This is a genomic window from Streptomyces sp. NPDC006339, from assembly GCF_040612775.1.
Lineage (GTDB): Bacteria > Actinomycetota > Actinomycetes > Streptomycetales > Streptomycetaceae > Streptomyces.
The window spans coordinates 20,125-43,236 of sequence record NZ_JBEXQW010000055.1 but is presented as its reverse complement, the minus strand read 5'-3'; the positions used below and the strand labels follow the sequence as shown (position 1 = coordinate 43,236).

Genomic DNA, 23,112 nt, shown 5'->3' with positions numbered 1-23,112 from the left:
GGTGGGTGGCGCCAAGACGAACAAAGGACGGCGCCCTGGCGACTTCGGGGTGATCGTGGACGTCCCGTCGTCGGGGTTCCGGAGCCGAGGAAGGGGAATCAACACAGTCCCTGGCGGAATCAGTGGGCGCTCGAAAGCAGCAGGTCATGACCAGTGTGCATCCGATGGACCGGCAGGCCGTGTACGAGGAGTACGAACGTGCCCGACGGACCTTCCATCGTCTCCTGACCACCTCCTCGCCTGGCGACCTCGCCAAGCCGACCGACGGCACGAAGTGGACCAACGAGCAGTTGCTCTGGCACATGTTCTTCGGCTACCTGATCACCCGGGTTCTGCTGGTCCTGGCACAGGTCTTCGGTCGGCTGCCCCGGGGCGCGAGCAAGGTGTTCGCCCGCGTGCTGAACGCGGCGACGGTGCCGTTCGACTGGATCAACTACGTTGGCCCGTGCGGGGCGGTGAAGGTTTTCGGGCCGCGGCGGACGGGCGCCGCGTTCGACCGCGTCCTCGACTCCCTGCGCCGCCGCCTCACGGTGGAGTCCGAGGCCGGCCTGGCGCGCGGGATGCACTACCCCGAGCGGTGGGACCCCTTCTTCAAGGACTTCATGACCCTCGCGGACATCTACCGCTATCCGACCCAGCACTTCGACTTCCACCACGGCCAGCTCACCCTCGACGGAAGTGGCTGACGGCAGGCCGAAGCTCGGTCAGCTGATGAGCGGACTGCGGCGCTCCGTGAGGACCACGTCGCGCCAGACGCCGTGGTGGCGGCCGATGCGTTCGCGGGTGCCGATGATGCGGAAGCCGGCGCGCTCGTGGATGGTCAGGCTGGCGGTGTTCTCGGGGAAGATGCCGGACTGGATCGTCCAGATCCCGGCCGCCTCGGTGGAGTCGACCAGAGCTTGGAGGAGCGCGGTGGCGACGCCCCGGCTCCGGGCTGCGGGGTGGACGTAGACCGAGTGCTCGACCACGCCCGCGTACGCGCATCGGTCGGAGACCTTGGTGGCTGCCACCCAGCCGAGCACACGCCCGTCCTCGGCGAGGGCGACGAAGCGGTGCTCGGGCATTTTGGCGGCGTCGAACTGCTCCCAGGTGGGGGCGGTGGTCTCGAAGGTGGCGTTGCCCTCGTCGATGCCGGTCTGGTAGATCGCGACGACCTCGTCGGCGTGCTCCGTGGTGAGCGGTGCGATGTTCACGGTTGTCCCAGGAACGCGTGTACGGCTGTGTCGAAGTGCGTCCGGCCGCGTGCGTCGAGCTCGTACAGGGTGGAGGTCCCGGCTCGTTCGGGGCGCACGAAGTGCATGTCGGCCAGGGTCTTGAGGTGGTGGGAGACCGTCGACTGCCCGATCGGCACGCGGTCGGCGATCTCCCCCACCGCCATGGGCCGCTGCTCGGCGGCCAGCACGTTGAGCAGGTGGAGACGCATGGGGTCGGAAAGCGCCTTGAACAGACCCACGCAAAGCTCGAGGTCCTCGGGTCTCAGCGGCGCGACCCCTCTGTCAGGGTTCTTCATCGGTCGTCGACGATAGTGGACAACCCGTCGATGGAGAACGGTGGTCGGCGGTCAGCCGCGTAGGCGGCTGAGCACGTGGCCGGCGTCGCGGCCGACGCCCCGGAGGGTCTTGGAGGAGAAGTTGCGCTGGAACTCCATTCCGACGAAGCCGAAGCCCGGCGCCGTGGTGGCGACGCCACCGCGGTGCAGCGGCTGCCCCGCGGTGTCCAGCACGCCGCTCTCCTTGAGGTAGGGGAAGGTGGGGCGGTAGCCCGTGGCGAGCACCACGGCATCCACGGCCTCCTTCGAGCCGTCCGCCCAGACCACCCCGTCCGTCGTGAAGCGGCTGAACATCTCGCGCCGGTCGACCCCGTGCCGTTCGAGGGCTGCGCGGTAGGTGCCGTCGTCGAGCACGGAGATGGGTGCCTTCATCAGCAGCCGCCTGATCGGTGCGACGTCGAGGCCGGTGTGCCTGAGCCACCAGTGCAGGTCGCGTCCCAGCGGGCGCTGCGCCATCCATCCGATGGGGCGGCGAGTGGCGAGCGTCGTATCGGCGACCGCGCCCAGTTCGGCGGCGATCTGGATCGCGGAGTTGCCGCCACCCACGACCAGTACACGTCGGCCGGCGAATGCGTGAGGGCTGCGGTAGCCGGCGGCGTGCAGGAGATCGCCGTCGAAGTCTGCGCTCCCGGGAATCTCCGGTACGTACGGATGGCCGTAGTCGCCAGTCGCGGCGATGACCGTGGACGCGGTCCACTCCTCACCATCGGCAGTGCACACGCTCCAGGCGCCTGCTATGGGCCGCACCGAGGCGACCGTCGTCGAAGTCCGGATCTCCGCGGGGACATGGCCGGCGTACGCGCGCAGGTAGTCCACGACCTCGTCCCGGGTGGGGTGGCGATCGGGGTTGCCGGGGAAGCGCATTCCGGGCAGGGCCGAGTACCGGGCCGGGGAGAACAGGGTGAGGCTGTCGTAGTGGAGCGGCCAGGTGCCGCCGGGCTGGTCGGCGGCTTCCAGGACCAGGGTGCGGGTGAAGCCGTGGCGGGGTGCGAGGGCGGCGGTGGCGAGACCGGACTGGCCGGCGCCGATGATGACGAGGTCGGCATGATTCATGAGACTCTGGGCTCCTTATGATCGTTATTTCGGGAAGTGACGAAATGATGGACGCGGCGACAGCCGACTTCCTCAAGGCGCTGGCCAGCGAGACACGCCAGAAGGTGATGCAGCAGTTCACCGGAGGGATCGAATTGACGGTCGGGGAGATCGCCGAACGCTGTGGGCTCAAGCCGTCGACCGCGTCGGAGCATCTCAGCCTGCTCCGCCGCGGCGGCCTGGTCCTCTCCCGCAAGGAGGGGAAGCAGGTCTACTACCGCGCCGACGGCGCCACGATGGCGAGCCGCCTCGACGAGCTCAAGGACTACCTGGCGCGATGCTGCCCGCCCGGCTGCGGAGACTGACGGGCCGCAGGGGTCCGGCCGGTCAGCGCGGGTTCGGGTTGTCGAGCAGCGCGGACATCGCGGCGATCACGGACGGTTCCACCCGGTAATAGACCCAGGTGCCGCGCCGCTCCGAAGCCAGCAGGCCGGCCTCGCGCAACTTCTTCAGGTGATGGGAGACGGTGGGCTGCGAGACGCCCACGTCGGCGATGTCGCAGACACACGCCTCCCCGGCCGGATGCGAGGCGACCTTCGAGAACAGCCGCAGCCGCACCGGGTCGGCGAGGGCCTTGAACATCACGGCCATCTTCTCCGCGTCCGCCTGCGACAGCTCGGCCGAGGTGATCGGCGGGCAGCACGGAGTCACCTGCTCGGCCTGGACGACCGGAAGCTCCACCAATGAGTTCGACATATGTCTATGTTGACAGCTGTCGATTCAGGTGGCAAGCTCCAGTCATCGAAGGATATCGACAAGCATCAAAACAGGGGGTTCCGTCGTGATCACCAGTGTGCGCAGCGCTCTCCACGCCGCCCGCGTTCGCCGCGCGGCCCGACAGCTCGCCGACGTCAGCTTCCAGGACGGCCGCGCCGAGATCTGCGACAGCCCCTGCCGTGCCGAGGCCCACCGCCGGCGCGTACAGACTTCGGTCCTCACCTTCGGCCCCCACTGAGCCGACCTGCTCCACCCCGACCGCCCTGACACCACCCCGCGTTGAGGAGAACACCCGTCATGTCCGAGCAGCAGCTTCCCGTCGTCGTCATCGGTGCCGGCCCGGCCGGTCTCGCCGCCGCCGCCCACCTCGTCGAGCGTGGCATCGAGCCGCTCGTCCTGGAGGCGGGGCCCGCCGCCGGCAGTGCGGTCCGCGAGTGGGGGCACGTGCGGCTGTTCTCCACCTGGTCCGAGGTCGTGGACCCGGCCGCCGAGAAGCTTCTCGCGCCCACCGGCTGGGTGAAGCCGGACGGCGCGACGTACCCGTCCGGCGCGGACTGGGCCGAGCGGTACCTCCAGCCGCTCGCCGATGTCCTCGGCGACAAGGTCCGCTACGGCACCACCGTCACCGGAGTCTCCCGCGTCGGCCGCGACCGCATCGTCGACGCCGACCGCGAGGCCCAGCCCTTCACCGTCCAGATCGAGCTGGCCGACGGTTCGGAGCAGCGGCTCCTGGCCCAAGCGGTCATCGACGCCTCCGGCACCTGGCCCACCCCGAGTCCCATCGGCGGCAACGGCCTCCCCGCCCTCGGCGAGAAGGCGGCCTCCGCCCGCATCTCGTACCGCATTCCCGACCTCAAGAACCCTGCTGTACGGGCCCGTTACGCCGGGAAGCGCACCGCCGTCATCGGCTCCGGCGCCTCCGCCTTCACCGCCCTCGCTTCCCTCGCCGACCTCGCGAAGTCCGACGACGGCACCGGCACCCACGCCGTCTGGATCCTGCGGCGCGGCATCTCCGGCTCCACCTTCGGCGGCGGCACCGCCGACCAGCTCCCCGCCCGCGGCGCCCTCGGCCTCGCCGCCAAGGCCGCCGTCGACCAGGGCCACGCGGACGCCGTCACCGGCTTCCGCACGGACGCGATCGAGCGCGACGGAGAGCAGGTCGTCCTCGTCGGCGACGACGGCCGCCGACTCGACCCGGTCGACGAGGTCATCGTCCTCACCGGCCTGCGCCCGGACCTCTCTTTCCTCTCCGAGCTCCGCCTCGGCCTCGACGAGCGCCTCCAGGCCCCGCTCGAACTGGCCCCGCTGATCGACCCCAACCAGCACTCCTGCGGCACCGTCTACCCCCACGGCGTCAACGAGCTCTCCCACCCGGAGAAGGACGTCTACCTCGTCGGCATGAAGTCCTACGGACGCGCCCCGACGTTCCTGGCCATGACCGGTTACGAGCAGGTCCGTTCCATCGCCGCCGCCCTGGCCGGTGACCAGGAAGCCGCCGAGCGCGTCGAACTCACCCTCCCCGAGACGGGTGTCTGCGGCGGCGCCGGCCTCTTCGACGAGCCCGAGGCGACCCCGGCCGACGGCGGCGGCTGCTGCGCCACTCCCAGCACCCTCACCATCGGCATCGGAGCCCCCGCCCCCTCCGGCGGCTGCTGACCACCGTGCCCGATATCCAGGCCGACGTGGCCGCGACCGGAACGGGGGACCGGTCGCGGCCCCGCGGCGTACTCCCCGCTCTCTGCGCCACCCAGATCACCAGCTGGGGAATCGTCTATTACGCGTTCCCCGTCCTGCTCTCCCGCATCACCGCCGACACCGGCTGGTCCACCAGCGCCGCGACGGCCGCCTTCTCCCTCGCCCTGCTCGTCTCGGCAGTGGCCGGCATCCCTATCGGCAGGATGCTGGACCGGCGAGGCCCCCACCTCGTGATGACCGGCGGTTCGGTTCTGGCCGTCCTGGCTGTCCTCGCCGTGGCCGCGGCCCCGAACCTCCCCGTGTTCTTCGCCGCCTGGACAGCGGCCGGTGTCGCCATGGCCGCCACCTTCTATCAGCCCGCCTTCGCCGCCCTCACCCGCTGGTGGGGCGCCGACCGCATCCGCGCCCTGACCATCGTCACCCTCGCCGGCGGCCTCGCGAGCACCGTCTTCGCCCCGCTCACCGCCCTCCTCGCCGAACACCTCAGCTGGCGTGCCACGTACGCCGTCCTCGCCGTGATCCTCGCCGCCGTCACGATCCCAGCCCACGCCCTCGCCCTGCGCGCGCCCTGGCCGCCGGCACCACCCGCGCCACCGGCGTCAAACGACGGCACCCCGATCGCCCGCAGTCGTCCCTTCGTGCTCCTGGCCGTCGCCTTCACCCTCTCCGGCTTCGCCGTGTACGCGGTCGTCATCGGCCTCGTCCCCCTCCTCCAGGAACGCGGCACGAGCACCACGGCCGCCGCATGGGCCCTCGGCCTCGGCGGAGCCGGCCAGACCCTGGGTCGCACCCTCTACGCCGGCCTCGCCTCCAGAACATCGGTCACCACGCGCACCACAGTCCTGATCGCCCTCGGCGGGGCGACCACAACTCTGCTGGCCGTCGTTCCCGGGCCGATCCCGCTCCTCGTCCTCCTCGCGGTCCTCGCCGGAGTCGTACGCGGCAACCTCACCCTCCTCCAGGCCACCGCCGTCACCGACCGCTGGGGCACCACCCACTACGGCCACCTCTCCGCACTCCTCGGCGCCCCCGCCCACCTCGCCGCCGCCCTCGCCCCCTGGGCCGGGGCAGCCCTCGCCGGCCCGCTCGGCGGGTACGACGCCCTGTTTGGCGTACTCGCAGGACTGTCTGCCGTCGCCGCGTGCGTCGTTCTGTTCGCGGACAGGGCACCGCGTCAACGAGGCACGTCAACCGGTCGAGTCGGTCGCTGACTCACCGGCGTCGCCCCGGTCGATACATGGTGTGGCACCGTGCATCAGACCTTCTCAGCGGTCAGACGACGATGATCTGTTGTGATTATCCAGATGTCCTCGGCGTCGGGCGTGAGGACTACGGGGCGGCCGGGCTCGGCGAGGGCGGTGGCGCCGATGCGTACTTGTGTCCGGGCAGCCGCCTCGCGGCAGGTGCGGTGCTCTGGTGCCCTGTTCACGCGTCTGGAGAGCGCACGTAGCGCCCACAATGCACATTGATCCTAGTCCGATTTGCGCGGCGCACGCCGTTGACCTGCTTTTTCCTTCGACCTGTTCTCTATAGATCTGATTCTTGTAACCCACCAGGTGGACTGCGACGCGGTAATTGAGCCTGATGGGAAGGGCCGCTGACCTGCAGTTCCTCTGAGTGCGCGATACGTACGTCACATGCGTTGGTACGATATCTGATGCACGAGCGGCGCATTTCCTGAAGAAGTGTCATGCGCGGTCCGGAGGTGTCGGCCGGGGCACGCGTGCGTATGGAGTTCCCCCCCCCGCAGCGGGGCGATGAGGCTCACTGCCGCGCGGTTGGTTGGCCCGCTCCATCGCCTCCTGGGTATGACGTCCGTCATGTCGAGGCGGCTGGCGAGCGGACGTCCTCTCGAGGGCAGTAGGGGCTCCAGCGCCCGAAGATAGGCTCTTCGTGGTGGAATTCCGCTTCAATGTGTAGTGGGTGACGTACCACCACATCGCTGATCTGGCAAACATGCAGGTCAGAAGGGGTCCGACTCTCCGGGGTCGGGCCCCTGGTTTTTTCCCGTGCTGGGATGGTGCTGGGAGACCTGACCCCTCGTCACCCCTCGTCACCCCTGCTCACCCCTACCGTGCTGGGATCGTGCTGGGATGCCGCTCGGACTCCGTGCTGGATCGCGGGACCGGCTCCCTGTCAGAAGACGCAAGAGATCCTGACCTGCACGCCCTCACACCTTCTTCACGGCGCCGACGGGCCCTGCGGAAACAAATCCGCAGACGTCTGACGTTGTTGATCTCCTAACGAGGAGGGGAAGGTGTCGGGCCTGAGGCTGTTTCGCACGAACACGACGAATAGCGGCGTGACTGAGGTCACGCCGCGTCTTGCCGATGTCGAGGCAGATGTACAGGGTCTCGTCGAGGCCCATATAGAGACGCTGCTGGGCGTCCGTTTCCTGGCGAGCGAGTACAGCACGGGGCCGGTCCACGGAGGCCGGATCGACTCGCTCGGGCTGGACGAGAACGGGTCTCCGGTCATCGTCGAGTACAAGCGCGGGGTTGACGCGGGCGTCATCAACCAGGGGCTGTTCTATCTCAGCTGGTTGGTGGATCACCGAGCCGAGTTCGAGCACCTGGTCCGCGACCGGCTCGGGGTCACGGCCGCGTCCCAGGTGCTGTGGAGCGGCCCGCGCCTGATCTGTATCGCCGGCGACTTCACCCGCTACGACGTGCACGCCGTCCGCGAGCACCGGCGCTCGATCGATCTGGTCCGCTACCGACTCTTCGGCAGCGACCTGCTGGGGCTTGAGACCGTGGCATCCGTCAGCGGGGGCATGCCGGCGGCTCGCAGGGCGCGCCGACAGGCGGTCGCCCGGGCGGCGGCCGACGTCCGGGGCGCGGCGTTGGCGGAGCTGGCGAGCGCGGTCGACGAGGCGCTGCTCGGGCTCGGGGACGGCGTGAACCGGGTGGAGCGCAAGCAGTACCGCGCGTACCAGCGACTGCGGAACTTCGCCTGCGTCTGTCCGCCGCAGCGGAGCAAGCTCCTGGTCTACCTGAAGGTCGACCCGAAGGGCGTCGATCTTGTGCCGGGCTTTACCCGCGATGTCTCCGGTCTCGGCCATCACGGGACGGGTGATCTGGAGGTGCAGCTCCGTACGCTGAGGGACGTGGAGCGGGCGCAGGAACTTTTCCGGGCGAGCTACGCGGCGGCGTGATCGCCTGCCGACCTCTCGGCTGTGCGTGCTTCGCGGGTGGTCTGTGGTCGTCGGGAGATGCCTTTCGACGGACGGGCAAGGCGTGGCGGTGGAGCATCAATGATCCGTGGGATCGCCGGTTTGGCCAACCGGCGATCCCAAGCTATGTTCCCCTGCGCCGATGCCCGTACGGCTGATCCCGTAAGGCGAGCATCGTCCGTCCAGTACGCGTTCCACCGGCTCTTTGCACAGATCCACCGAACGCAGCGTCATGGGTCGGAACGTCCCCCACGCTCAGCACGCCACGCCTGACACCGACTTCCTCCGCAGACGGCTGGCGCCTCCGCGTGTGCCGTGGGGCGGGCGGTCGAGGGTGGCGTGGAACAACACGGCCGGCGGCGTGCGTTACTTCCCCTCCACAGGGGAAGTGCCGCCCCACCCAACGAGCGGAGGAAGACCTATGTCGGACAGCGAGACGACCCCCGGGGTCGGCAAGCTGGTGCGGGACCGAATCCCACAGATCATCCGGAACGACGGGGCTGAGCCGGTCACCTACGTCGCGGGCCCCGAGGAGTATCGGGCTCGGCTGCGGGAGAAGTTGCGCGAGGAGGTCGCGGAGTTCCTGGAGGCGGACGACGTGTCGGCGCCCGACGAGCTCGCGGACGTGGCGGAGGTGCTGTTGGCGCTCGCTACCGACCTCGGTATCAGCCCCGAGCGGCTGGAGGCCATTCGCGCCGAGAAGGCGGGCGAGCGGGGAGGTTTCGCCGGGCGGATCGTCTGGACGGGTAACCGTTGACCCGAATAAGCAGGCTGCCCACGCCCAGCATGCGGTCATGGAGCCGACGAGGGCTGACCATCTCTCGTCACTCCTTCCGCAGGAACTCTCGTACTCCGCGGAGCCGGGTGCTCAGCCGTTGCTGCGTAGCGCGGCTGTCGAGGCGCACGTCGAGGGCTCCGGGCCGGTTGCTGTCAGCCCGGCGACCGGAGGGCAGAAGGGCGGGATCGAGTCCGTCCCGGCGGGCGACGAGCTCGCCGAGGGCGTAGCGGCTGACGGCGTCGGGGCCGGCCAGGTGGAACACGCCGACTGCGTCGGAGAGAGCAAGTTCCCAGAGCGCGGCTGCCAGGTCCATGACGTGGACGGGGCAGCGGACGTCGTCCGTGAACAGCGCTCCTTCTCGCGTTCCGGCGACGAGCTCGTGGACGAGGTGTTCGTGCGCGGACTCGCCGTCGCCAATGATCAGCGAGGTGCGGACGATGACAGGGAAGGGGTGGAGGAGGCGCACCGCGGTCTCGGCGGCGGCCTTCGCGGCCCCGTAGGGGGTGACGGGATCGGGGAGTGCAGTCTCGTCGTAGTGCGCGTCGGCCCCGGAGAAGATCGCGTCGCTGGAGACGTGCACCAGGCGGATCCCTCTGCTTGCCGCCGCCACGGCGAGACGGACGGGGCCGTCGGCGGTGACCGCCCAGTCGGCATCGCCGCTGGATGCGTTGATCACCGTGCTGGGGGCAGCGGCGTCGAGGATCGCGTCGATGTGAACTGCATCGCGGAGGTCCAGGTGGTGCCACGTGGCGCTGGCGGGGTCACCGGGGCGGGAGTTGAACGTGGCGACCGGGGTCCGGCCTGCGGCGCTCGCCTGCCGGACCAGCTCCGTCCCGAGGAACCCACTTGCCCCGATGATCAGCACCGTCATGCCGCTACACGGTAGTGCAGTCCGGCTCGACTGGGCAGCCGCGCAGGGCAATGCATCTTGAAAGCGATAGGCAACGCGAGCGGAAGTCGACTGGCGTTCTGGCGCGTGCGTACGCATCGAGTACGCATGCCGAGCCTGTCTTTTCCGGGTGTTATCTCGAAGGTCGCGCGGAGGGTTCAAGAAAGGCTATCTTGGTGTCCTGTCGCCCGTTCCTCGCTGGGGTGCCTTGGCTCGTGCTCTGCACGGGCGGTTCGGCGTGCCGAGCTGTCCTGTCCGGAGCACGCAACCGGCGTGCCCCTGGCGGGAAGGTGGATCGCATGTGTGGTCCGTCGCGGCAGGAACCCGAACGTTCGTCAGGAGGTAGTCCCCCGAAGGGGCTTCCCAGGTTGACGGCCATCTGCGCGATCGTGGCGCACGTGGCGTCTGCGCTGGCCAGCGGCGTGATGCTGCTGGTCATCTTGACGAAGTAGACCGTCCGGGACCGGGTCGTAGCCGGTCCCGGACGGCCGTCCGGGAGGGGCCGGCGCGCACGCTCTCGTCCGCGTCGGCCCCAACTTTTGCGGCGGCGAAACTATTAATCTGTGCCGCGAGCAACATTGCTAATCTTCCCCGCACCAAAAGTTTGGCGCCGTAATCTTCGCCGTTATTTTGTTGCGGATGGTCTGACGCTAATAAGTTGCCGCGTATTTGGGTTGTGCGTCAAGTTTTTAGCGTCGCTCCTAATCTAGCTTTCGCGCTTCCCGAAATCTAGCTCGCCGGACCGTCTTGGGCGCCCTGGCGCCACATCCGTGCAGGTCAGAGCCGGTGAGGCACCTGCCAAGCGTCGGCGTCGTTCGGGCCGGTGGACCGGCTACCGGCTGCGGGTGCGCTGGGGCGGCGCGGCTGCGGGGAGCCGGGGGGCGGGTGCCGGGAGCGGCCTCGGGCTCCGCCGTGTGGGTCACGGAGAGAGGTCGGCGGCTGTGCTGGCGAGCTGGGCCAGGAGAGTGTGGGGAACGCCGACGGAGAGACGGATGGTCCAGGCCGCTCGGTCGAGGTCTTCCCCGCCGTACAGCATCCATCGGTCCGCTACGGCGTGAGGTGTGGACTCGAAGACCACGGTCCGGTCCGGTGCGGCCCAGGTGGTGCGTGCGGGGTGGCTCGCCGGGTGCCAGGTAGCGCTGTGGAGGACGTCGTCCGGGTGGTCGGCGGCGGTGAGGGGCGGGGCATCGAGGTACTGGAGTATCGCGCGGATGAGGGGGACGGGGGTGCCGGCGGTGAGGGTGGCGTGCCAGAGGCGTTCGCCGACGGGCCCGTCGTATTCGGCGATGGTCCAGGCGACGTCGGTGCGGTGGCGTGCTTCGTGGTCGAACTCGGCCCGCACGGTGAGGGACTCGTGGGATGCGATGGTCGTCTCGTCGAAGGGCCGGTACTTCTCCCACCGGCGCTCCTCGGCGAACAGGGCCGCGAGGAACGCCTCATGTTCGCCGGGCTCCGCGACCGGCGGCTCGACCGCGGGCGCGGAGGTCTGCTCGGTGGTGGCCGGAGACTTGCCCGCGAGGAGCTGGCGGACGGCCTGTTCGAGGTCGGTGAGCGGGGCGGGGCCGGGGCGGACGGCAACGGAGTAGAGCCGGTGGAACTCGGCGACGGCCTCCGCTTCGGTGTCGAACGCGGTGTCGGTGCTTTGCCGCAGGTGGTTCTCGCCGTGCAGGTGCACGTGTCGGCGCACGCCTGTCGTGTAGCTGCCGCAGGCCACGGTGGTGTGCCCGTCGTCGGCGTGCAGGTGGATGACCAGTCGGCCTTCGGCGATGTCGTCGTGGATGCGCTGGGCCTCGGCGCCCACCCCGCGAATCTCGTCGCGGGTGCACCAGGGCATGGGGTAGTTCGCCCAGGTCCACTCGGTGTCGATCTCCTCCTGGAGAGCGGGGTCGGTCTCGGTGGCGAAGCCGTACTGCCGGAGCTGTTCGGCGGCCTTGGCGGTGTAGTAGGGCTCCTCTCGGTCGATGCGGGCCAGGACCATCGTGGTCGGGCCGGTGTTGCGGAAGCCGAGGTCGTACAGGTGGGAGCGGGCGGCGTCGCTGGTCGGACCGGATGTCGTGGCGACCACGGCAGGAGGATGGTCCGGGTGCAGAGTGAAGCGGATATGGGCGTCGGCGGGGGCGTGCATCGGAGGTCCTTGGGGGGTTAAGGGGTTCGGCCGACGGCGGCCCGTACGGCGGCGGGGCGCGCAGGCGGTTGTGAGGCGGCGGGGGCGCGGCGGATCGAGGGGCCGGCGCGCGTGGTGGGTGTGGCCTGCGGTCGCTGGGGAAGCGGGCGCCCGGTGGCGTGCTGCCAGCGGGTGCGGATGGCGCCGATGTCGGCGAGGCCCCGGCGGGCACCAGCGACGAGCTGGAACGGTGTGTTCGTCGGGTCGTCGGTGTACGCCGCGATGCGGCGGGCGGAGCGGTCAGCGGCGGCCAGGAGTGAGCGCTTGAGGGCGCGTTGGCTCCAGTGCTCGACGGAGCCGGCGGGCTCGGCGAGCAGACAGAGCACGTCGCCCGGCTCGCGCCCGTCGTGCAGTAGCCCGCGCTGCTGGGCTTCCCACAGGACGGTGACGGGGTCGACGGGCTCGTGGCGGCGCATGAGGGTGGTGAGGCATTGCCACAGGCCGGCGTGCAGGGGCTGGGTGAAGTCCTCGGGTATCAGCCACCGTACGGAGTCGATGTCGGCGGGGTGGGCGGTGGCGGTGGCGAGCAGCAACTGCTCCTCCTCCACCGCTTCGGCGTAGTCGGGCACGGTGGCCGGCGGGGACGCCGGGGTGCGGGGCAGGACGCCGGCGCGCGGTGGGAAGCGTGAGGCGATGTCGTCCACGACCGCGGCGAGCGCGTCGGCCTCGGCGAGCACCGTCTGGACGGGGTGCGGGAGGGAGGCGTCGTGGACCGTTTGGACGAGGTGTTCGGCGGCGGCCCGTAGACGGCGGCGGGCGTGTTCGGCCTCGACCATCCGTGCGTAGGCCGGCGCGTGCCGGGGCCAGGGGCAGACCTGGATGAGGGTGTGCAGGTAGGAGGCGGTCAGGCCGCGTGCCTGTTCCCGGCCCGCAGCGAGCACCTGGTTGAGCCACTTGGTGTTCTTCGTGTGCTCGACTGGGTCGGGTGGCGGCAGGGCGTTGATCGCGGTGAACAGGGCGGCGTGGGCGGCGGTGGAGAACGAGTCGGCGGAGATCCCGGTCACGTCGCCGAGACGTCGCGGATCGAAGAGGAGCGCACCGAGGAGGGCCTGCTCGACGTGGAACACCGGGTGCGGCGCCGGGATCGCATCGAGATCGTCCTCGTCGGGTTCTGGGCTGTGGGGCATCAAGCGGCCAGGGCGAAGTCGTTGGGGTCGAGGGTCACCCCGAGGTGTGGGGCGAGAAGGTGGCCGGCGAGCAAGGGCGGAACCGCGTTGCCGATCTGCGAGAACTGCTGGCCCTTGTTCCCCGCCCACGGGTAGTCGCCGGGGAAGGTCTGCAGGAGGCCAGCCTCGCGAGCAGTGATCCGGATCGGCTCCGGCACCGCTGGTGCGTCCCCGTCCTGCGCCGACGCCGGGACCGGTTCGGCGACCCACGTGCACTCATTGGCCCGATGTCCGAAGAACAGCGTCCCGGCCGGCTCGGACAGCGGCCGTATGGTGGCGTTGGCCTGGTTGTTGCTGCGCAGGGACCAGGACCAGCGATGCGCCGCGGCGGTGAACGTCGGCGCCGGGGCTGTGGCAGAACGGTTCTCACGGGTGCCGTGCCGCGCCGCCCATCCCGCGCCTTCGCGGCGGGACTGCAGGACCACTCCGTCCGGTCGCGGCATCCAGGTGCCCCGCTCCCGGGCGTCGGAGAGCGTTTTGCGGGAGCCCGAAGGGAACGGCTCTGGCCCGCCGCCGGGGCCGCCCCCGGCACAGACGGTGGGGACGGGCCGGTCGGTCGCGCCCCACCCCAGGGCCTCGGCCATGCTCACCCAGCGGGCTCGTCCCGGGCCGAACAGCGATTCGGGCTCGGCGACGCGGGCGTGTGTCGGCGTGGGAGGCTGTGCCGCGCGGACTCGGGAGGCGAGCAGGATCGCCCGCTTTCGCGTCTGGGGAACGCCGAAGTCGGCAGCGTTGAGGATCCCGTACCAGACCGAGAACCCCCAGCCGCGCAGGATCGCCGCGTACTGCTTCCACAGCGGCAGGACGTCCGGCACCTCCTCCATGGCGACCCACTCGGGCTCGCCGACCGTGTTCAGAGCGTGGAGGTAGCGCATCGGCTCGGCCGCGAGAAGGGAACGCTCGTCCCGGCAGGCAAGGAGGAGGCGCTGCCGCGTGTCGCGTCCGGCGGCGAGGTCCTCGACTGCCGCATGCACCAGCGGCTGGTCCACCAGGCCAAGGCGCTTGCCGGCCATGCTCCACGCCTGACATGGCGGAGAGGCGATCAGCCCGCGCGTCCGACCGAGGAAGGACCACGTCGGATACATCGCCACGTCGGTTCGGATCGTCAACTGCCCAGCGGCAGCACGGGTCCTGCAAGCCCACTCGTCCCACTCCAGCCCCACGTCACGCACGCCGAAGACACTCAGCGCCCTGCTCCAGCCACCCGGCCCCGCGAAGAGGTCGAGTATCACGTGGCCAGCCCGAAGTCCTCCTGCGTCGGCGCGTCCGCATCCCCGCGGCACGCCCAGGGGGAGCAGCCGTCCTCGACACCCCGCTCCAACTCGTTCTCGTCGGCGAGCTCTTGCTGGAGGGCTGCCCACTCGGCGGCGGTGACGTGGTCGATCGGGGCTCGGCCGAGGGGAACGCGGGAGCGGTGCAGGAACGCTTCGCCCAGTAGCCGGTTGCCGCTGGCGTTGGCGCGGGCGTTGCCCTTGCGGATGGCCGCGTCGAATTCCACGACGTCCTCCCACTCGGCAGGGGAGTTGTCGCGGATGTGTCGCCACTGGGCATTTCCGTGGAAAGGGCAGCCCAGGCAGCTCGATTTCGGGGTTTCGGCCAGATTGAGCGAGGTGAGATAACGAATGCAGTCGGAACGCGACCAGCCCATGTCGATCAGCGGATGCCGGTTCTGCATGTACTGCACGTCGGCGTCCTTGGCGCGGTGGAATTCGTCGGTGGATATGCCGATCCACTGCTCGACGAACACTCCCTTTGGTACCCGCGTCGGATACGGATAGCCGAGAAGGTCGCGGATCTTCTTCTTGATGGGCTTGACCTTGTACTCCCCGGTGCACTGGCGTCGGGTCATCCCAGGGCGCCCGTCCGTGTTAAGGATGTAGAGGGGCATGGACGCGAAACGGTGGTTTGGGTTCAGGGCGTCGTTTCGGATATTTCCGGAGGAAACCCGGAGGATAGGTATACCGGCGGGCTTGGCTATTTCGCGTTCGAGGCGGTCGAGATGGTCATAGACGGATTTGGGCTCCCATCCGGTGTCGGCGAAAATCGCGTAGCCGATTTTCGGGAGGATGCCTTCGGCGGACAGGGCGAGCAGGGTGCTGGACTGGACGCCGGCGCCGAGAGAAAGTGCGCGGAACTGGGGGGAGGGGTGAATGGGAAATCCTTTTGCGGTGCGTGGAGGGGGAGGAGGCCGGGTCAGCGGGTGCGGGTTCGGGAGACGTCCGGCTGCGGGACGGGGAGAAGCGCGGGGGCGGAGGAGCGCCGGGCGGCGAGGGCGGAGGTGGCTTCGCGGGCGCTCGTGACCGCAGCGGTGTAGTGGGGCAGGACGCGGTCGGTGATCCGCCAGGCGGCGCGGGCCGGATCGAGAGGGCCGGCGACGGTCGGTGGCGCGGGGATGCGGTCGGTGATGTCCTCGTGCAGCCCGTGGGGGATCACAGGGCAGAACAGGACCCGGCCTCGCCGGTGCTCGACGAGGTAGAGCTCCAGGCCGTCGTCCCGCCGCAGGGTGGCTCCGTGGCTGCGGAAGGCGATGGGCGGCCGGGCGTCCAGCGGCGTCCACACGCGGCAGGTGTCATCGAACTGGTCGGCGCCGCGGGTGTACTGACGGTGGAGGGCCGTCCAGGTGCCGGGTAGATGGTCGGCGAGCTGGAGGGCAAACAGGTGAAAGGGGTGCAAGAGGTGTCCTCGGCGGGAGAGAAGGTCAGTGCCCCGGCTTGTGGCTGGGGCCGCCTCAACGCCGTACGGGAGGAGTGCGGGACGCTGAGGGGGCTGTGGTGGGGCTGGTCGTCCGCATAGCAGGCTTCGCTTGCTCTTGTGCGGCGGCGAGGTCGCGGGTGATGCCGGTGGCGACGTAGTGGCACCCGGTCGCGCTCAGGTCGAGCTGCTGGGCGGCATACGCGAGGTGGCCGGTCATACGCGGTATGGCCTCGGCGTGGCGAGCAGTGCGTACAGTTTCGTCGTCTGCCGAGTAGCCGGCGAACGGCGCGCCTTCGTACGGGTTGGCGTACAGCGCGCTGGCGAGGTCGTTGCTGGCCAGGGAGGAAGCGACCACGACCGAGGCCAGGCACTCCAGGCTGGCGCGGCTCCCGGCGATGCCGGCGTACGCGCTGCCGTCGAGCGCGCCCAGGCGGACGAGGGCGGTGGCCATCAGGTCCTGGACCGTGAGCAGAAGCGGGCTGATCCGGCGTAGCGCGTCGGTTCCGGGGGTGTAGGAGACGTCCCTAACGCGTGCATGGAGGGCCTGGAACTCGTGTGCCAGTTGGCGGAGTTGTTCTGCCTTTTCCACGAGGTTCAGCGGAGGCATGGGGTGGTGTGGCTCCGGGTGATCGGTCAGCGGGGAACGATGGGGAGGTGCAGCGGGAGATTCGCTCGGTGACCAGCTGTGCGTGGCGCAGCGGCAGTGCGTGGGTGGCGCCCGCGACGGTCTCCAGCTGAGCTTCGGGCAGACAGACGGCAAGACGACTGGTCTGCTCGGGCGGGATGTGGGCGTCGAGGCTTCCGGCCAGAAGGTGGACCCGTTCGCCGAGCTGCTGCAGTGGATGGGGGTCAGGCTGCTGGCTGGCGAGGTCGTGCCACAGGGCGGCGATATCGCCGGTCACCATGGCGTGTAGGCCCTTCCGGCACGGCAACGGCAGCACACCGGACGCTGGCCTTGCGTGCGTATGGAGGGCCCACCGGTTGTTGGTGGGAAGGCGCCGCCTGACCGTGTCGAGCAGGTGTGGCGCGTGCGTGCACGCGGACGCGAGAAGGTTGCGGCCCAGCGTGAGGAAGGACTGGGCCGGACCGGTGCCCGTGCGGGTGCTGATGCCGCCGTGCGGGGGCGAGATCAGCACCAGCCCGTGGATACGGGGCACGAGGGCTGGGTGGCGCGCGACCAAGCGCATGAGCGTCATCGAACCCATGGAGTGGCCGGCGAGGACGAGTGGTCCCCGTGGCGCTGCCGTCTCTAGGACCAGGGCGAGGTCGTCGGCCAGCTGGTTGAGGCTCAGCGGGGCGGTGCCGCGGGTGGAGTAGCCGTGCGCGCGCTGGTCGTAGCGCACGACGCGCATCCCTTCACTGGCAAGGAGCGGTGCGTGTGAGCGCCACAGGGCGGCGGTGACCGAGAGGCCGTGCACGAGGACCGCTGTGACGGGTGCTTGCGCAGGTCCGTCGACATAGGTGGCGAGCTGGGCACCGTCAGGGAGTCGTATCGCTCTCATGCTGCGGTCCCGAAGTCGGCCTGCCGGGGTGTGTGCTTGGCGACGGCTCGCTTGGTGATGCCGTCGGAGGCCCGCTTGGAGGCGGCGGTGAGTTCGGCGGCGCCGGGCTCCAGGTACCAAGGGCGCAAGTCGAGCATGGCGGCGCGCATGCCCGTGGCGAAGCACAGAGCGGTGCCCTTGGGCAGGGCGCGGATCGCGTCGGCGGGCAGGATTCGCTCCTGCCGCATGGACACGGAGGTCGACTTGCCGGACTCGGAGGTCGAGGTGGAGGTGGTCTCGACGTCGTGGTCGCCGATGAGCCGGGAGAGCTTGTCGGCGAAGTCCGGATCGTCGATCCCGGAGCCGATGACCTTTACGGTCGAGGCGGACCACATGGCGTCCATGCCCGCGTCTCCCCAGACTTTCTGGCCCTGGCGGTAGGACTGGAGGATGGTGATCGGGATGATTCCCCGGCTGCCGAGGTGCGAGTACAGATCCGGGAGATCGCTGATCTTGCACACGTTCGCGGCCTCGTCGAGGATCGCGAGCATCGGTGGATCGAGGCGACCGCCGGCACGCTCGGCCTGCGCGGTCGCTGCCCGCATCACCGAGTCCGCGCACGCGGCGATCAGCGCTGAGGCTCCGCCGCCGCCGTCCTTCGACAGCAGGTAGAGGGTGTCGGTGGAGGTGACGAACTCGGCGGGCCGGAACTCGGGGACGTCCTTCTGCGGGGTGACCCACGCGGCGATTCCGCTGTTCAGCAGGGCGGCGGCATACTGGCGGGCCGTCTCGTAGATGCCGTCCCGTGTCTCGGGCGGGCCTTCGACCGTGCCCTTGAGCTGCGCGGCGACGGCGGCGAAGCCGTGGTCGCGGAGGATGTCGAGCGGGGTGCGGTCCGCGGGGAACGCGAGCCACTGCATGACGTCCGTGATCGGCCGGTCGTCGAGGGCGGCGGCGAGAAAGAGCTGCGAGAGGATGTTGCTGCCGGCCTTGGACCAGAAGTCGCCCTGCTGGCTCGCGTCCACGGAGGCGGCGAGGAAGTGGCCGGCCAACCGCCCGGCGCCGTCCAGGGTCTTGGCGTCCGCCAACGGGTTCCACCACATCTCGCGTGCGGCGTGCGCGATTTGCTGCGGATCCATGGACCAGACCTGCCCCACGTCCGCTCGGGCGTCGAGGGTGGTCGTATAGGCGTCGCCGGCGGCCTTGTTCGAGGTGAGCAGCACTGGGCCCGGCGCGGCGAGGATGGAGGGGATGGCGAGGGAGGTGGTCTTGCCGGACCGCGGGGCCATGATCGCGACGGCCACGTCCTCGAATCCCATCCGTACTTCGTGGTGGGTTCCGGTGAGGTTCCCGAGGAGGATGCCGGTGTCGGCTGGCGCGATGTGCTTGGCGTCCTTCAGGCTCGGTCGCAAGGAGCGGGCCTTGGCCTCGATCGACTTGGCGAGGAGCGGCTCGATGTCGCGGGCCTTCGCCATCCCGTCGACCTTGTTCTTTCGGCCCCCGGTGCGGTTCTTGTAGCGGAAGAACAGGATGCTGGCGCTGGCGGCGAGGAGCAGCGTCAGCAGGACGGGGACGATCCGCGTACTGATGAGCAGGGACGTTTCTCCGGCCTGGGGCCAGAGCTGTTCGGGGTGGAGCAGCGCGTCGCCGGGCCGGTACGGCACCCAGGGCCCAGTGCCGGCCGCCCAGGCGGTCAGGTTGCCGCCCAGCCAAGCGATCGAGGCGAGGGGGAGGCCGATGGCGAGGGCGCCGAGGAGGATCTTCAGGGCTATGTCGTAGCCGTCGGAACTGGAGGAGGGAGCAGGGGGCAAGCGGCGGTTCCTTGAACGGTTGTGGGCCTCGGCGGGCGAGGGAGGGTCAGCGGGTGCGGCGGGGCGCTGGCGGCAGCACGGGCGGCGCGGGCGGCGGAGCGCTGGCGCGGCGGGCGGCGAGGCGCTCGATCCGCTCGGGCAGCGCCCGGGTGACGCTCTCGGCCGACCACTCCTGCCAGTGCAGGGTGATCCGGCGGCGGCTGAGGCCGATGGTCTGCTCGTGGGAGCGGCGCACCGGCTCTGGATCGGCGAGGGCCTGCATGAACGCGGTCACGACGGCTGGGGGCGTGGCACTGTCGAACCAGGCTTTCCACACGGGATCGTCCTCGTCGAGGGAGGCCGTGACACGCCAGTTGCGACTGCCGGAGAAGTTGAAGCGTTCACCCCTCACGCGCCCGTCTGGCGAGCGGAACTCCCCGTTGGGGACGGCGTCCCACCCGGCACGCCGCAGCGGCTGGTACGGGTCGGCGGCCTTCCGTGCGTGGTAGTCGGGGTCGGTGACGGCGTCAGTGACCCCGGCGATCAGCTCGACGGGTGTGCCGCCCCCGAAGGAGGCGTTCCAGACGGATCCGGTGCGACCGTCGCGGTGGGAGAGGTGCCACCACGGCTCGTTCAGATCGGGCTGTAGGCGGAGCAGCGTCTTCTGGTCCGGGCTGGTCAGGATGACCCGGGGCATGAGCGGGTCGTGGCCGTGACTCCATCCGGAACCCTCGTGCAGGGCGGCGGTGACCCAGGACGGGTCTCCGGGGCCGGCGAGGTAGCGGGGTGAGATGAGCGCTTGCTCGACCTTGATGCTCACCCGGGCCTCCCCGCCCGGTGCCGGGCTGCCGCTGCCCCCGGGACCCGTAGGGCGCTCAGAATCCGTGGCGGCGCCTTGAGGGCGGCGGCGTTGATGTCGAGGATGACGCGGCCGTGGGTGGCCCAGTCGTCGAGGTAGCTCCACGCCTCCGCGTGGTAGTCGGCGAGCGCGTCCTCGTAGAGGTCGGCGCCCGGCCGGGCGTTGGCGGGCAGGCTGTCGCGGGTCTGCAGCCATTCGGCGTGCAGGGACTCCAGGCGTTCGAGGGCGTTGTGGAGAGTGCCGATCTGCCAGACCCAGCGGTTCTGCACGGTGCCGGCGGGCAGGGCGGTGAGCTGTGTTTCGGCGGTGGCAAGCAGATGACGGGCACCGGCGCGGACGGCTTCGAACGCCTCGGCGGTGTCGGCGTCGCGCCGGCTCTTGCGCAGTCCGTAGGCGTCCTCGTCGTAAGGCCAGCCGTCGAGGTCGGTGTGGTCCTCGGAGTACGCGTCCCAGGCGGCGAGGGTCTGCTCGCTCTCGCGCACGAAGCGGTCGAGGTGGTTGACGAATTCGCGGTGGACGGTGGGCGTGGGGGAAATGGGCAGGGTGTCCAATCGGGGTCAGCGGCGAACGGACGGGCGGGCTGTGTTTGCCTTCGCCGGGGATGTCGTGGCCGGTGGGCGGCGGCGTGCGGTTGCTCGGGCTTGCGCGCGGATGGTGTCGAGTCGGCGGGTGTGGGCGTCGACGACCTGCTGCGGGGTGAGCGGGCTCGGCTTCTGCACGACGGAGTGGAGGGCGGTGCGGTCGTACATGCCTCGCTGGAGCGGGGTCGGGTCGGCGAGCGCCGTGATGAAGGCGTTCACCAGGTGCTTGGGCGTACGGCCGTCGAACCATGCGTGCCAGATTCGGCGCCCCATCGGCGTGCCGTATCCCGGCTCGCAGGTCTCGACGTGCCAGTACGCCGCGGCGCCGTCGCCCGGGTCGGCCCGCTGTTCGACGTGGCACATGGCGTCGGGCGATCGAGCCGCGTTCGGCGCGTCGAACAGCCAGCCCGCCGACTCCAGCATGGGGAAGAGGTCCGGTCGCTGGGCGGGCGGCGCTACGACGAGGGCGTCGGTGAGGCTGCCGAGGATCTCGGCGGGGACGAGCTCGCCGAATTCGGCGTACCAGCCCGGCTCGGTGTCCGTGGGCTCGACCCGCAGCCGCCACCATGCGGAGGTGGCGGACTGCGGGTCGAACTGGAGGGAGTGCCGGCGGTCGGGGCTCGTCAGGACGATCTCCGCGCTGAGCGGGTCGGACGTGCGGGTCCAGCCGACGGCGGCCAGGCCGTGCGTGACGTGCCAGGCGTCACCGGCGCCGGCGAGGTGACGAGGGCTGGTGTCGAACGGGATCCGCCAGGCGTGCTTGTCGGCGAAGGCAGCGAGCTGCCCTTCGCTCACCGGCACGGGCTACACCCCTGCGCCGGTGGCGCAGTCTTCGCGTACAGGGTGCGGAGGTCGTCGAGGACGAAGTGGAGGGCGTGCTGGTCGGTCTGCTCCCACGCCGCGGTGCGCAGCTCGGCGATCAGGAGACGGACTTCGGGGTTGCGCGGCCTGCCGGGGTGGTCCTGTAGGGCGCGGGCGAGGGCGCGCAGGGTGTCGCCGAGCTGGATGGGGACGCCGGTGTACTCGTCGAGGAGTGGCTCGGTGAGGGTGAGTGCTTCGGCCGGGTCGGGGTTGCCACGCAGGTACTCGGTGAGCCGCGACAGGGTCTCGGTGGCGTTGCGGATGTCGTCAAGGGTCGGTGCGGGCAAGGGGCTCCTCGGGGTAAGAGACCATCGGGTCAGTGGTGGGCGCGGGCGCCGCCTGTGTGGGCGTGCGGCCGGGTGGTGGGGCGGGTGTGGGGGCTTCGGACGGAGTTGCGGGCCCAGGCGGTGGCGCGGGCTGCCGTGATCCGGGCCTGCTGCCACGCGCTGAGCTGGGAAGGTTTGACGGAGACCGACCAGGTGCGGATTTGTGCGCTCAGCGGCACGCGTCCGCGCGGACGCATGACGGGGTCGGGGTTGGCGAGTTCGGTCGAGAAGGCTTGCACCAGGTGCATCGGCGTGCTCGGCGAGAAGTTCGCGGTCCAGCCGTTGCCCTGGCTGTCCTTCGCTCCGGTCCACCACATCGCCTCGCCGTCGGGGCTCTGGTGGTACTGCATCCACGCGGTGCCGTCCGGGCTGGTCGCGGTGTAGTGCTCGCCCTCGAAACGCGTGTGCCAGTTCTGCTCCTGCAGCGGCGCCCAGACGTTGGGAGCGTGCGCGGAGCGCGGACGGGTGAGGGCATCGGTGAGGCCGGCGACGATCTCCACCGGGGTTTGCCGGCCCAGATGTGCCGACCACTCGTTGCTGTGGCGGGTCGCGGCGCCGCGGATGGTCCATCCGCCGGGAAGGACGTAGGGGTCGTACGCGATGCGGATGGTGCGGTCCGGGCTCTCCATGGCCAGGGGGCCGCCGGTCTTGGAGTGGTCTCGCCATCCCGAGGCGCGCAGGAATTCGGAGATGTGCCGGACGTCGCCGCCGCCGGCGAGGCCACGAGGGTGGACGAGGTAGTGCTGCTCGGCCTGTTCATCCGGCCCCCAGCCCTGCCACGTCCTCTTCATCGGTGCCGCCGGATGACGAGCGGGGCGGGAGCCGGGGGCATCGCCGCTGTGGTGGAGGGCTGGGTTCCGACGCGCCGGAGGGCGGCTCGGTGTTCGTCCAAGTCACCGCCGATGGCGTCGAGGTCGTTGGTGGCCCGGCCGAGGGCGAGCCACACCTCGGCCGGCAGCGCGCCCCGCTCGGCCTGCGTCTTCGCGAACGTGCTGCTGACGGACATGAGGCCGGTGACGCCGTCGAGCAGTCCGTGGTCCGGGTCGAGGACGTGAGCGATGACCTGCACCGCTTCGTGAGGCGGGAGCTGGGCGAGGTGGGCGGTCAGCAGGCCGAGCTGCCGGGCGATCTCGTCGGCCAGCCGCACTGGATAGGGGGCGGGGTGGGACATGCTCCTCCGGGTCGGTGGACGGTCAGTGGTGGTGGCGGTGGCCGACGCGCTGGGCCTCGGCGAGGATCGCCTCCGGGTGGGCGCGGGTCAGCGGGGAGATCTGGTTGGGGCCGGTCGGGATGCAGGC

26 protein-coding genes are annotated in these 23,112 nt (G+C 70.2%); 7 read left to right on the top strand and 19 right to left on the bottom strand.

Going from position 1 to position 23,112, the window contains the following annotated elements; all coding sequences use genetic code 11:
* Positions 1–146: 146 nt before the first annotated feature.
* The gene (locus ABZ135_RS32590; protein WP_356700922.1) at positions 147–686 is read left to right on the top strand and encodes a DinB family protein; all 540 of its coding nucleotides are present in this window, start codon (positions 147–149) and stop codon (positions 684–686) included.
* 18 nt (positions 687–704) lie between these two features.
* Here the strand turns inward: ABZ135_RS32590 and ABZ135_RS32585 are convergent, their stop codons facing one another.
* From ABZ135_RS32585 to ABZ135_RS32575, 3 genes are all read right to left on the bottom strand, one after another.
* Positions 705–1,193, bottom strand: a complete 489-nt coding sequence (locus ABZ135_RS32585; protein WP_356700920.1) for an N-acetyltransferase family protein — start codon at positions 1,191–1,193, stop codon at positions 705–707.
* Positions 1,190–1,453 (bottom strand): metalloregulator ArsR/SmtB family transcription factor, encoded by a 264-nt coding sequence (locus ABZ135_RS32580; RefSeq protein ID WP_356700946.1) that lies wholly within the window; start codon positions 1,451–1,453, stop codon positions 1,190–1,192. Before ABZ135_RS32580 ends, ABZ135_RS32585 begins: the two co-directional genes overlap by 4 nt.
* Positions 1,454–1,561: 108 nt before the next feature.
* Positions 1,562–2,602: an NAD(P)/FAD-dependent oxidoreductase gene (locus ABZ135_RS32575; protein WP_356700919.1), complete on the bottom strand. Its 1,041-nt coding sequence runs from the start codon at positions 2,600–2,602 to the stop codon at positions 1,562–1,564.
* Between the two features lie 47 nt (positions 2,603–2,649).
* Between ABZ135_RS32575 and ABZ135_RS32570 the strand changes: the two genes are divergently transcribed.
* Positions 2,650–2,946 carry a metalloregulator ArsR/SmtB family transcription factor gene (locus ABZ135_RS32570; RefSeq protein WP_356700917.1) on the top strand — a complete coding sequence of 99 codons (297 nt, stop codon included), beginning with the start codon at positions 2,650–2,652 and terminating at the stop codon, positions 2,944–2,946.
* 22 nt (positions 2,947–2,968) lie between these two features.
* Here the strand turns inward: ABZ135_RS32570 and ABZ135_RS32565 are convergent, their stop codons facing one another.
* Positions 2,969–3,337 carry a metalloregulator ArsR/SmtB family transcription factor gene (locus tag ABZ135_RS32565; RefSeq protein WP_356700916.1) on the bottom strand — a complete coding sequence of 123 codons (369 nt, stop codon included), beginning with the start codon at positions 3,335–3,337 and terminating at the stop codon, positions 2,969–2,971.
* Between the two features lie 85 nt (positions 3,338–3,422).
* Here ABZ135_RS32565 and ABZ135_RS32560 point away from each other — a divergent pair, with 85 nt between their 5' ends.
* The 5 genes from ABZ135_RS32560 (at position 3,423) to ABZ135_RS32540 (ending at position 8,982) form a co-directional block, all read left to right on the top strand.
* Positions 3,423–3,596, top strand: coding sequence for a hypothetical protein (locus ABZ135_RS32560; protein ID WP_356700914.1), 174 nt, complete (start codon positions 3,423–3,425; stop codon positions 3,594–3,596).
* Between the two features lie 59 nt (positions 3,597–3,655).
* The gene (locus ABZ135_RS32555; protein WP_356700912.1) at positions 3,656–5,014 is read left to right on the top strand and encodes an FAD-dependent oxidoreductase; all 1,359 of its coding nucleotides are present in this window, start codon (positions 3,656–3,658) and stop codon (positions 5,012–5,014) included.
* Positions 5,015–5,019: 5 nt separating this feature from the next.
* A complete protein-coding gene (locus ABZ135_RS32550; protein WP_356700910.1) occupies positions 5,020–6,264 on the top strand; it encodes an MFS transporter in 1,245 nt (414 codons plus the stop codon).
* Between the two features lie 1,046 nt (positions 6,265–7,310).
* A complete protein-coding gene (locus tag ABZ135_RS32545; protein WP_356700909.1) occupies positions 7,311–8,207 on the top strand; it encodes a DUF5655 domain-containing protein in 897 nt (298 codons plus the stop codon).
* Positions 8,208–8,646: 439 nt separating this feature from the next.
* Positions 8,647–8,982: a nucleoside triphosphate pyrophosphohydrolase gene (locus ABZ135_RS32540; RefSeq protein ID WP_356700907.1), complete on the top strand. Its 336-nt coding sequence runs from the start codon at positions 8,647–8,649 to the stop codon at positions 8,980–8,982.
* A 67-nt stretch (positions 8,983–9,049) separates the two neighbouring features.
* On the opposite strand, the gene ABZ135_RS32535 is transcribed toward ABZ135_RS32540, so the two are convergent.
* The 15 genes from ABZ135_RS32535 to ABZ135_RS32465 form a co-directional block, all read right to left on the bottom strand.
* The gene (locus ABZ135_RS32535) at positions 9,050–9,874 is read right to left on the bottom strand and encodes a sugar nucleotide-binding protein (RefSeq protein WP_356700905.1); all 825 of its coding nucleotides are present in this window, start codon (positions 9,872–9,874) and stop codon (positions 9,050–9,052) included.
* A 937-nt stretch (positions 9,875–10,811) separates the two neighbouring features.
* A complete protein-coding gene (locus ABZ135_RS32530; RefSeq protein WP_356700903.1) occupies positions 10,812–11,957 on the bottom strand; it encodes a DUF317 domain-containing protein in 1,146 nt (381 codons plus the stop codon).
* 77 nt (positions 11,958–12,034) lie between these two features.
* Positions 12,035–13,183 carry a DnaB-like helicase N-terminal domain-containing protein gene (locus tag ABZ135_RS32525; protein ID WP_356700901.1) on the bottom strand — a complete coding sequence of 383 codons (1,149 nt, stop codon included), beginning with the start codon at positions 13,181–13,183 and terminating at the stop codon, positions 12,035–12,037.
* Positions 13,183–14,454 carry a DNA cytosine methyltransferase gene (locus tag ABZ135_RS32520; RefSeq protein ID WP_356700899.1) on the bottom strand — a complete coding sequence of 424 codons (1,272 nt, stop codon included), beginning with the start codon at positions 14,452–14,454 and terminating at the stop codon, positions 13,183–13,185. Before ABZ135_RS32520 ends, ABZ135_RS32525 begins: the two co-directional genes overlap by 1 nt.
* On the bottom strand, positions 14,451–15,314 hold the full coding sequence (locus ABZ135_RS32515) for a hypothetical protein (protein ID WP_356700944.1): 864 nt from the start codon (positions 15,312–15,314) through the stop codon (positions 14,451–14,453). The genes ABZ135_RS32520 and ABZ135_RS32515 overlap by 4 nt, the downstream gene beginning before the upstream one ends.
* A 101-nt stretch (positions 15,315–15,415) precedes the next feature.
* Entirely contained in the window at positions 15,416–15,895 is a 480-nt protein-coding gene (locus tag ABZ135_RS32510) for a hypothetical protein (RefSeq protein ID WP_356700950.1), read from the bottom strand.
* Positions 15,896–15,950: 55 nt separating this feature from the next.
* The gene (locus tag ABZ135_RS32505; RefSeq protein ID WP_356700948.1) at positions 15,951–16,505 is read right to left on the bottom strand and encodes a hypothetical protein; all 555 of its coding nucleotides are present in this window, start codon (positions 16,503–16,505) and stop codon (positions 15,951–15,953) included.
* A complete protein-coding gene (locus tag ABZ135_RS32500) occupies positions 16,441–17,418 on the bottom strand; it encodes an alpha/beta hydrolase (protein ID WP_356700897.1) in 978 nt (325 codons plus the stop codon). The genes ABZ135_RS32505 and ABZ135_RS32500 overlap by 65 nt, the downstream gene beginning before the upstream one ends.
* On the bottom strand, positions 17,415–19,208 hold the full coding sequence (locus ABZ135_RS32495; protein WP_356700895.1) for a TraM recognition domain-containing protein: 1,794 nt from the start codon (positions 19,206–19,208) through the stop codon (positions 17,415–17,417). Before ABZ135_RS32495 ends, ABZ135_RS32500 begins: the two co-directional genes overlap by 4 nt.
* Positions 19,209–19,254: 46 nt before the next feature.
* Complete coding sequence (locus ABZ135_RS32490) at positions 19,255–20,007, bottom strand: DUF317 domain-containing protein (RefSeq protein ID WP_356700893.1); 753 nt, start codon at positions 20,005–20,007, stop codon at positions 19,255–19,257.
* The gene (locus ABZ135_RS32485; protein ID WP_356700891.1) at positions 20,004–20,597 is read right to left on the bottom strand and encodes a hypothetical protein; all 594 of its coding nucleotides are present in this window, start codon (positions 20,595–20,597) and stop codon (positions 20,004–20,006) included. The genes ABZ135_RS32490 and ABZ135_RS32485 overlap by 4 nt, the downstream gene beginning before the upstream one ends.
* Before the next feature lie 6 nt (positions 20,598–20,603).
* On the bottom strand, positions 20,604–21,422 hold the full coding sequence (locus tag ABZ135_RS32480; RefSeq protein ID WP_356700889.1) for a DUF317 domain-containing protein: 819 nt from the start codon (positions 21,420–21,422) through the stop codon (positions 20,604–20,606).
* Entirely contained in the window at positions 21,419–21,775 is a 357-nt protein-coding gene (locus tag ABZ135_RS32475; protein WP_356700887.1) for a hypothetical protein, read from the bottom strand. Before ABZ135_RS32475 ends, ABZ135_RS32480 begins: the two co-directional genes overlap by 4 nt.
* Before the next feature lie 29 nt (positions 21,776–21,804).
* Complete coding sequence (locus tag ABZ135_RS32470; protein ID WP_356700885.1) at positions 21,805–22,605, bottom strand: DUF317 domain-containing protein; 801 nt, start codon at positions 22,603–22,605, stop codon at positions 21,805–21,807.
* Positions 22,602–22,985: a hypothetical protein gene (locus tag ABZ135_RS32465; RefSeq protein WP_356700883.1), complete on the bottom strand. Its 384-nt coding sequence runs from the start codon at positions 22,983–22,985 to the stop codon at positions 22,602–22,604. Before ABZ135_RS32465 ends, ABZ135_RS32470 begins: the two co-directional genes overlap by 4 nt.
* Between the last annotated feature and the right edge of the window lie 127 nt (positions 22,986–23,112).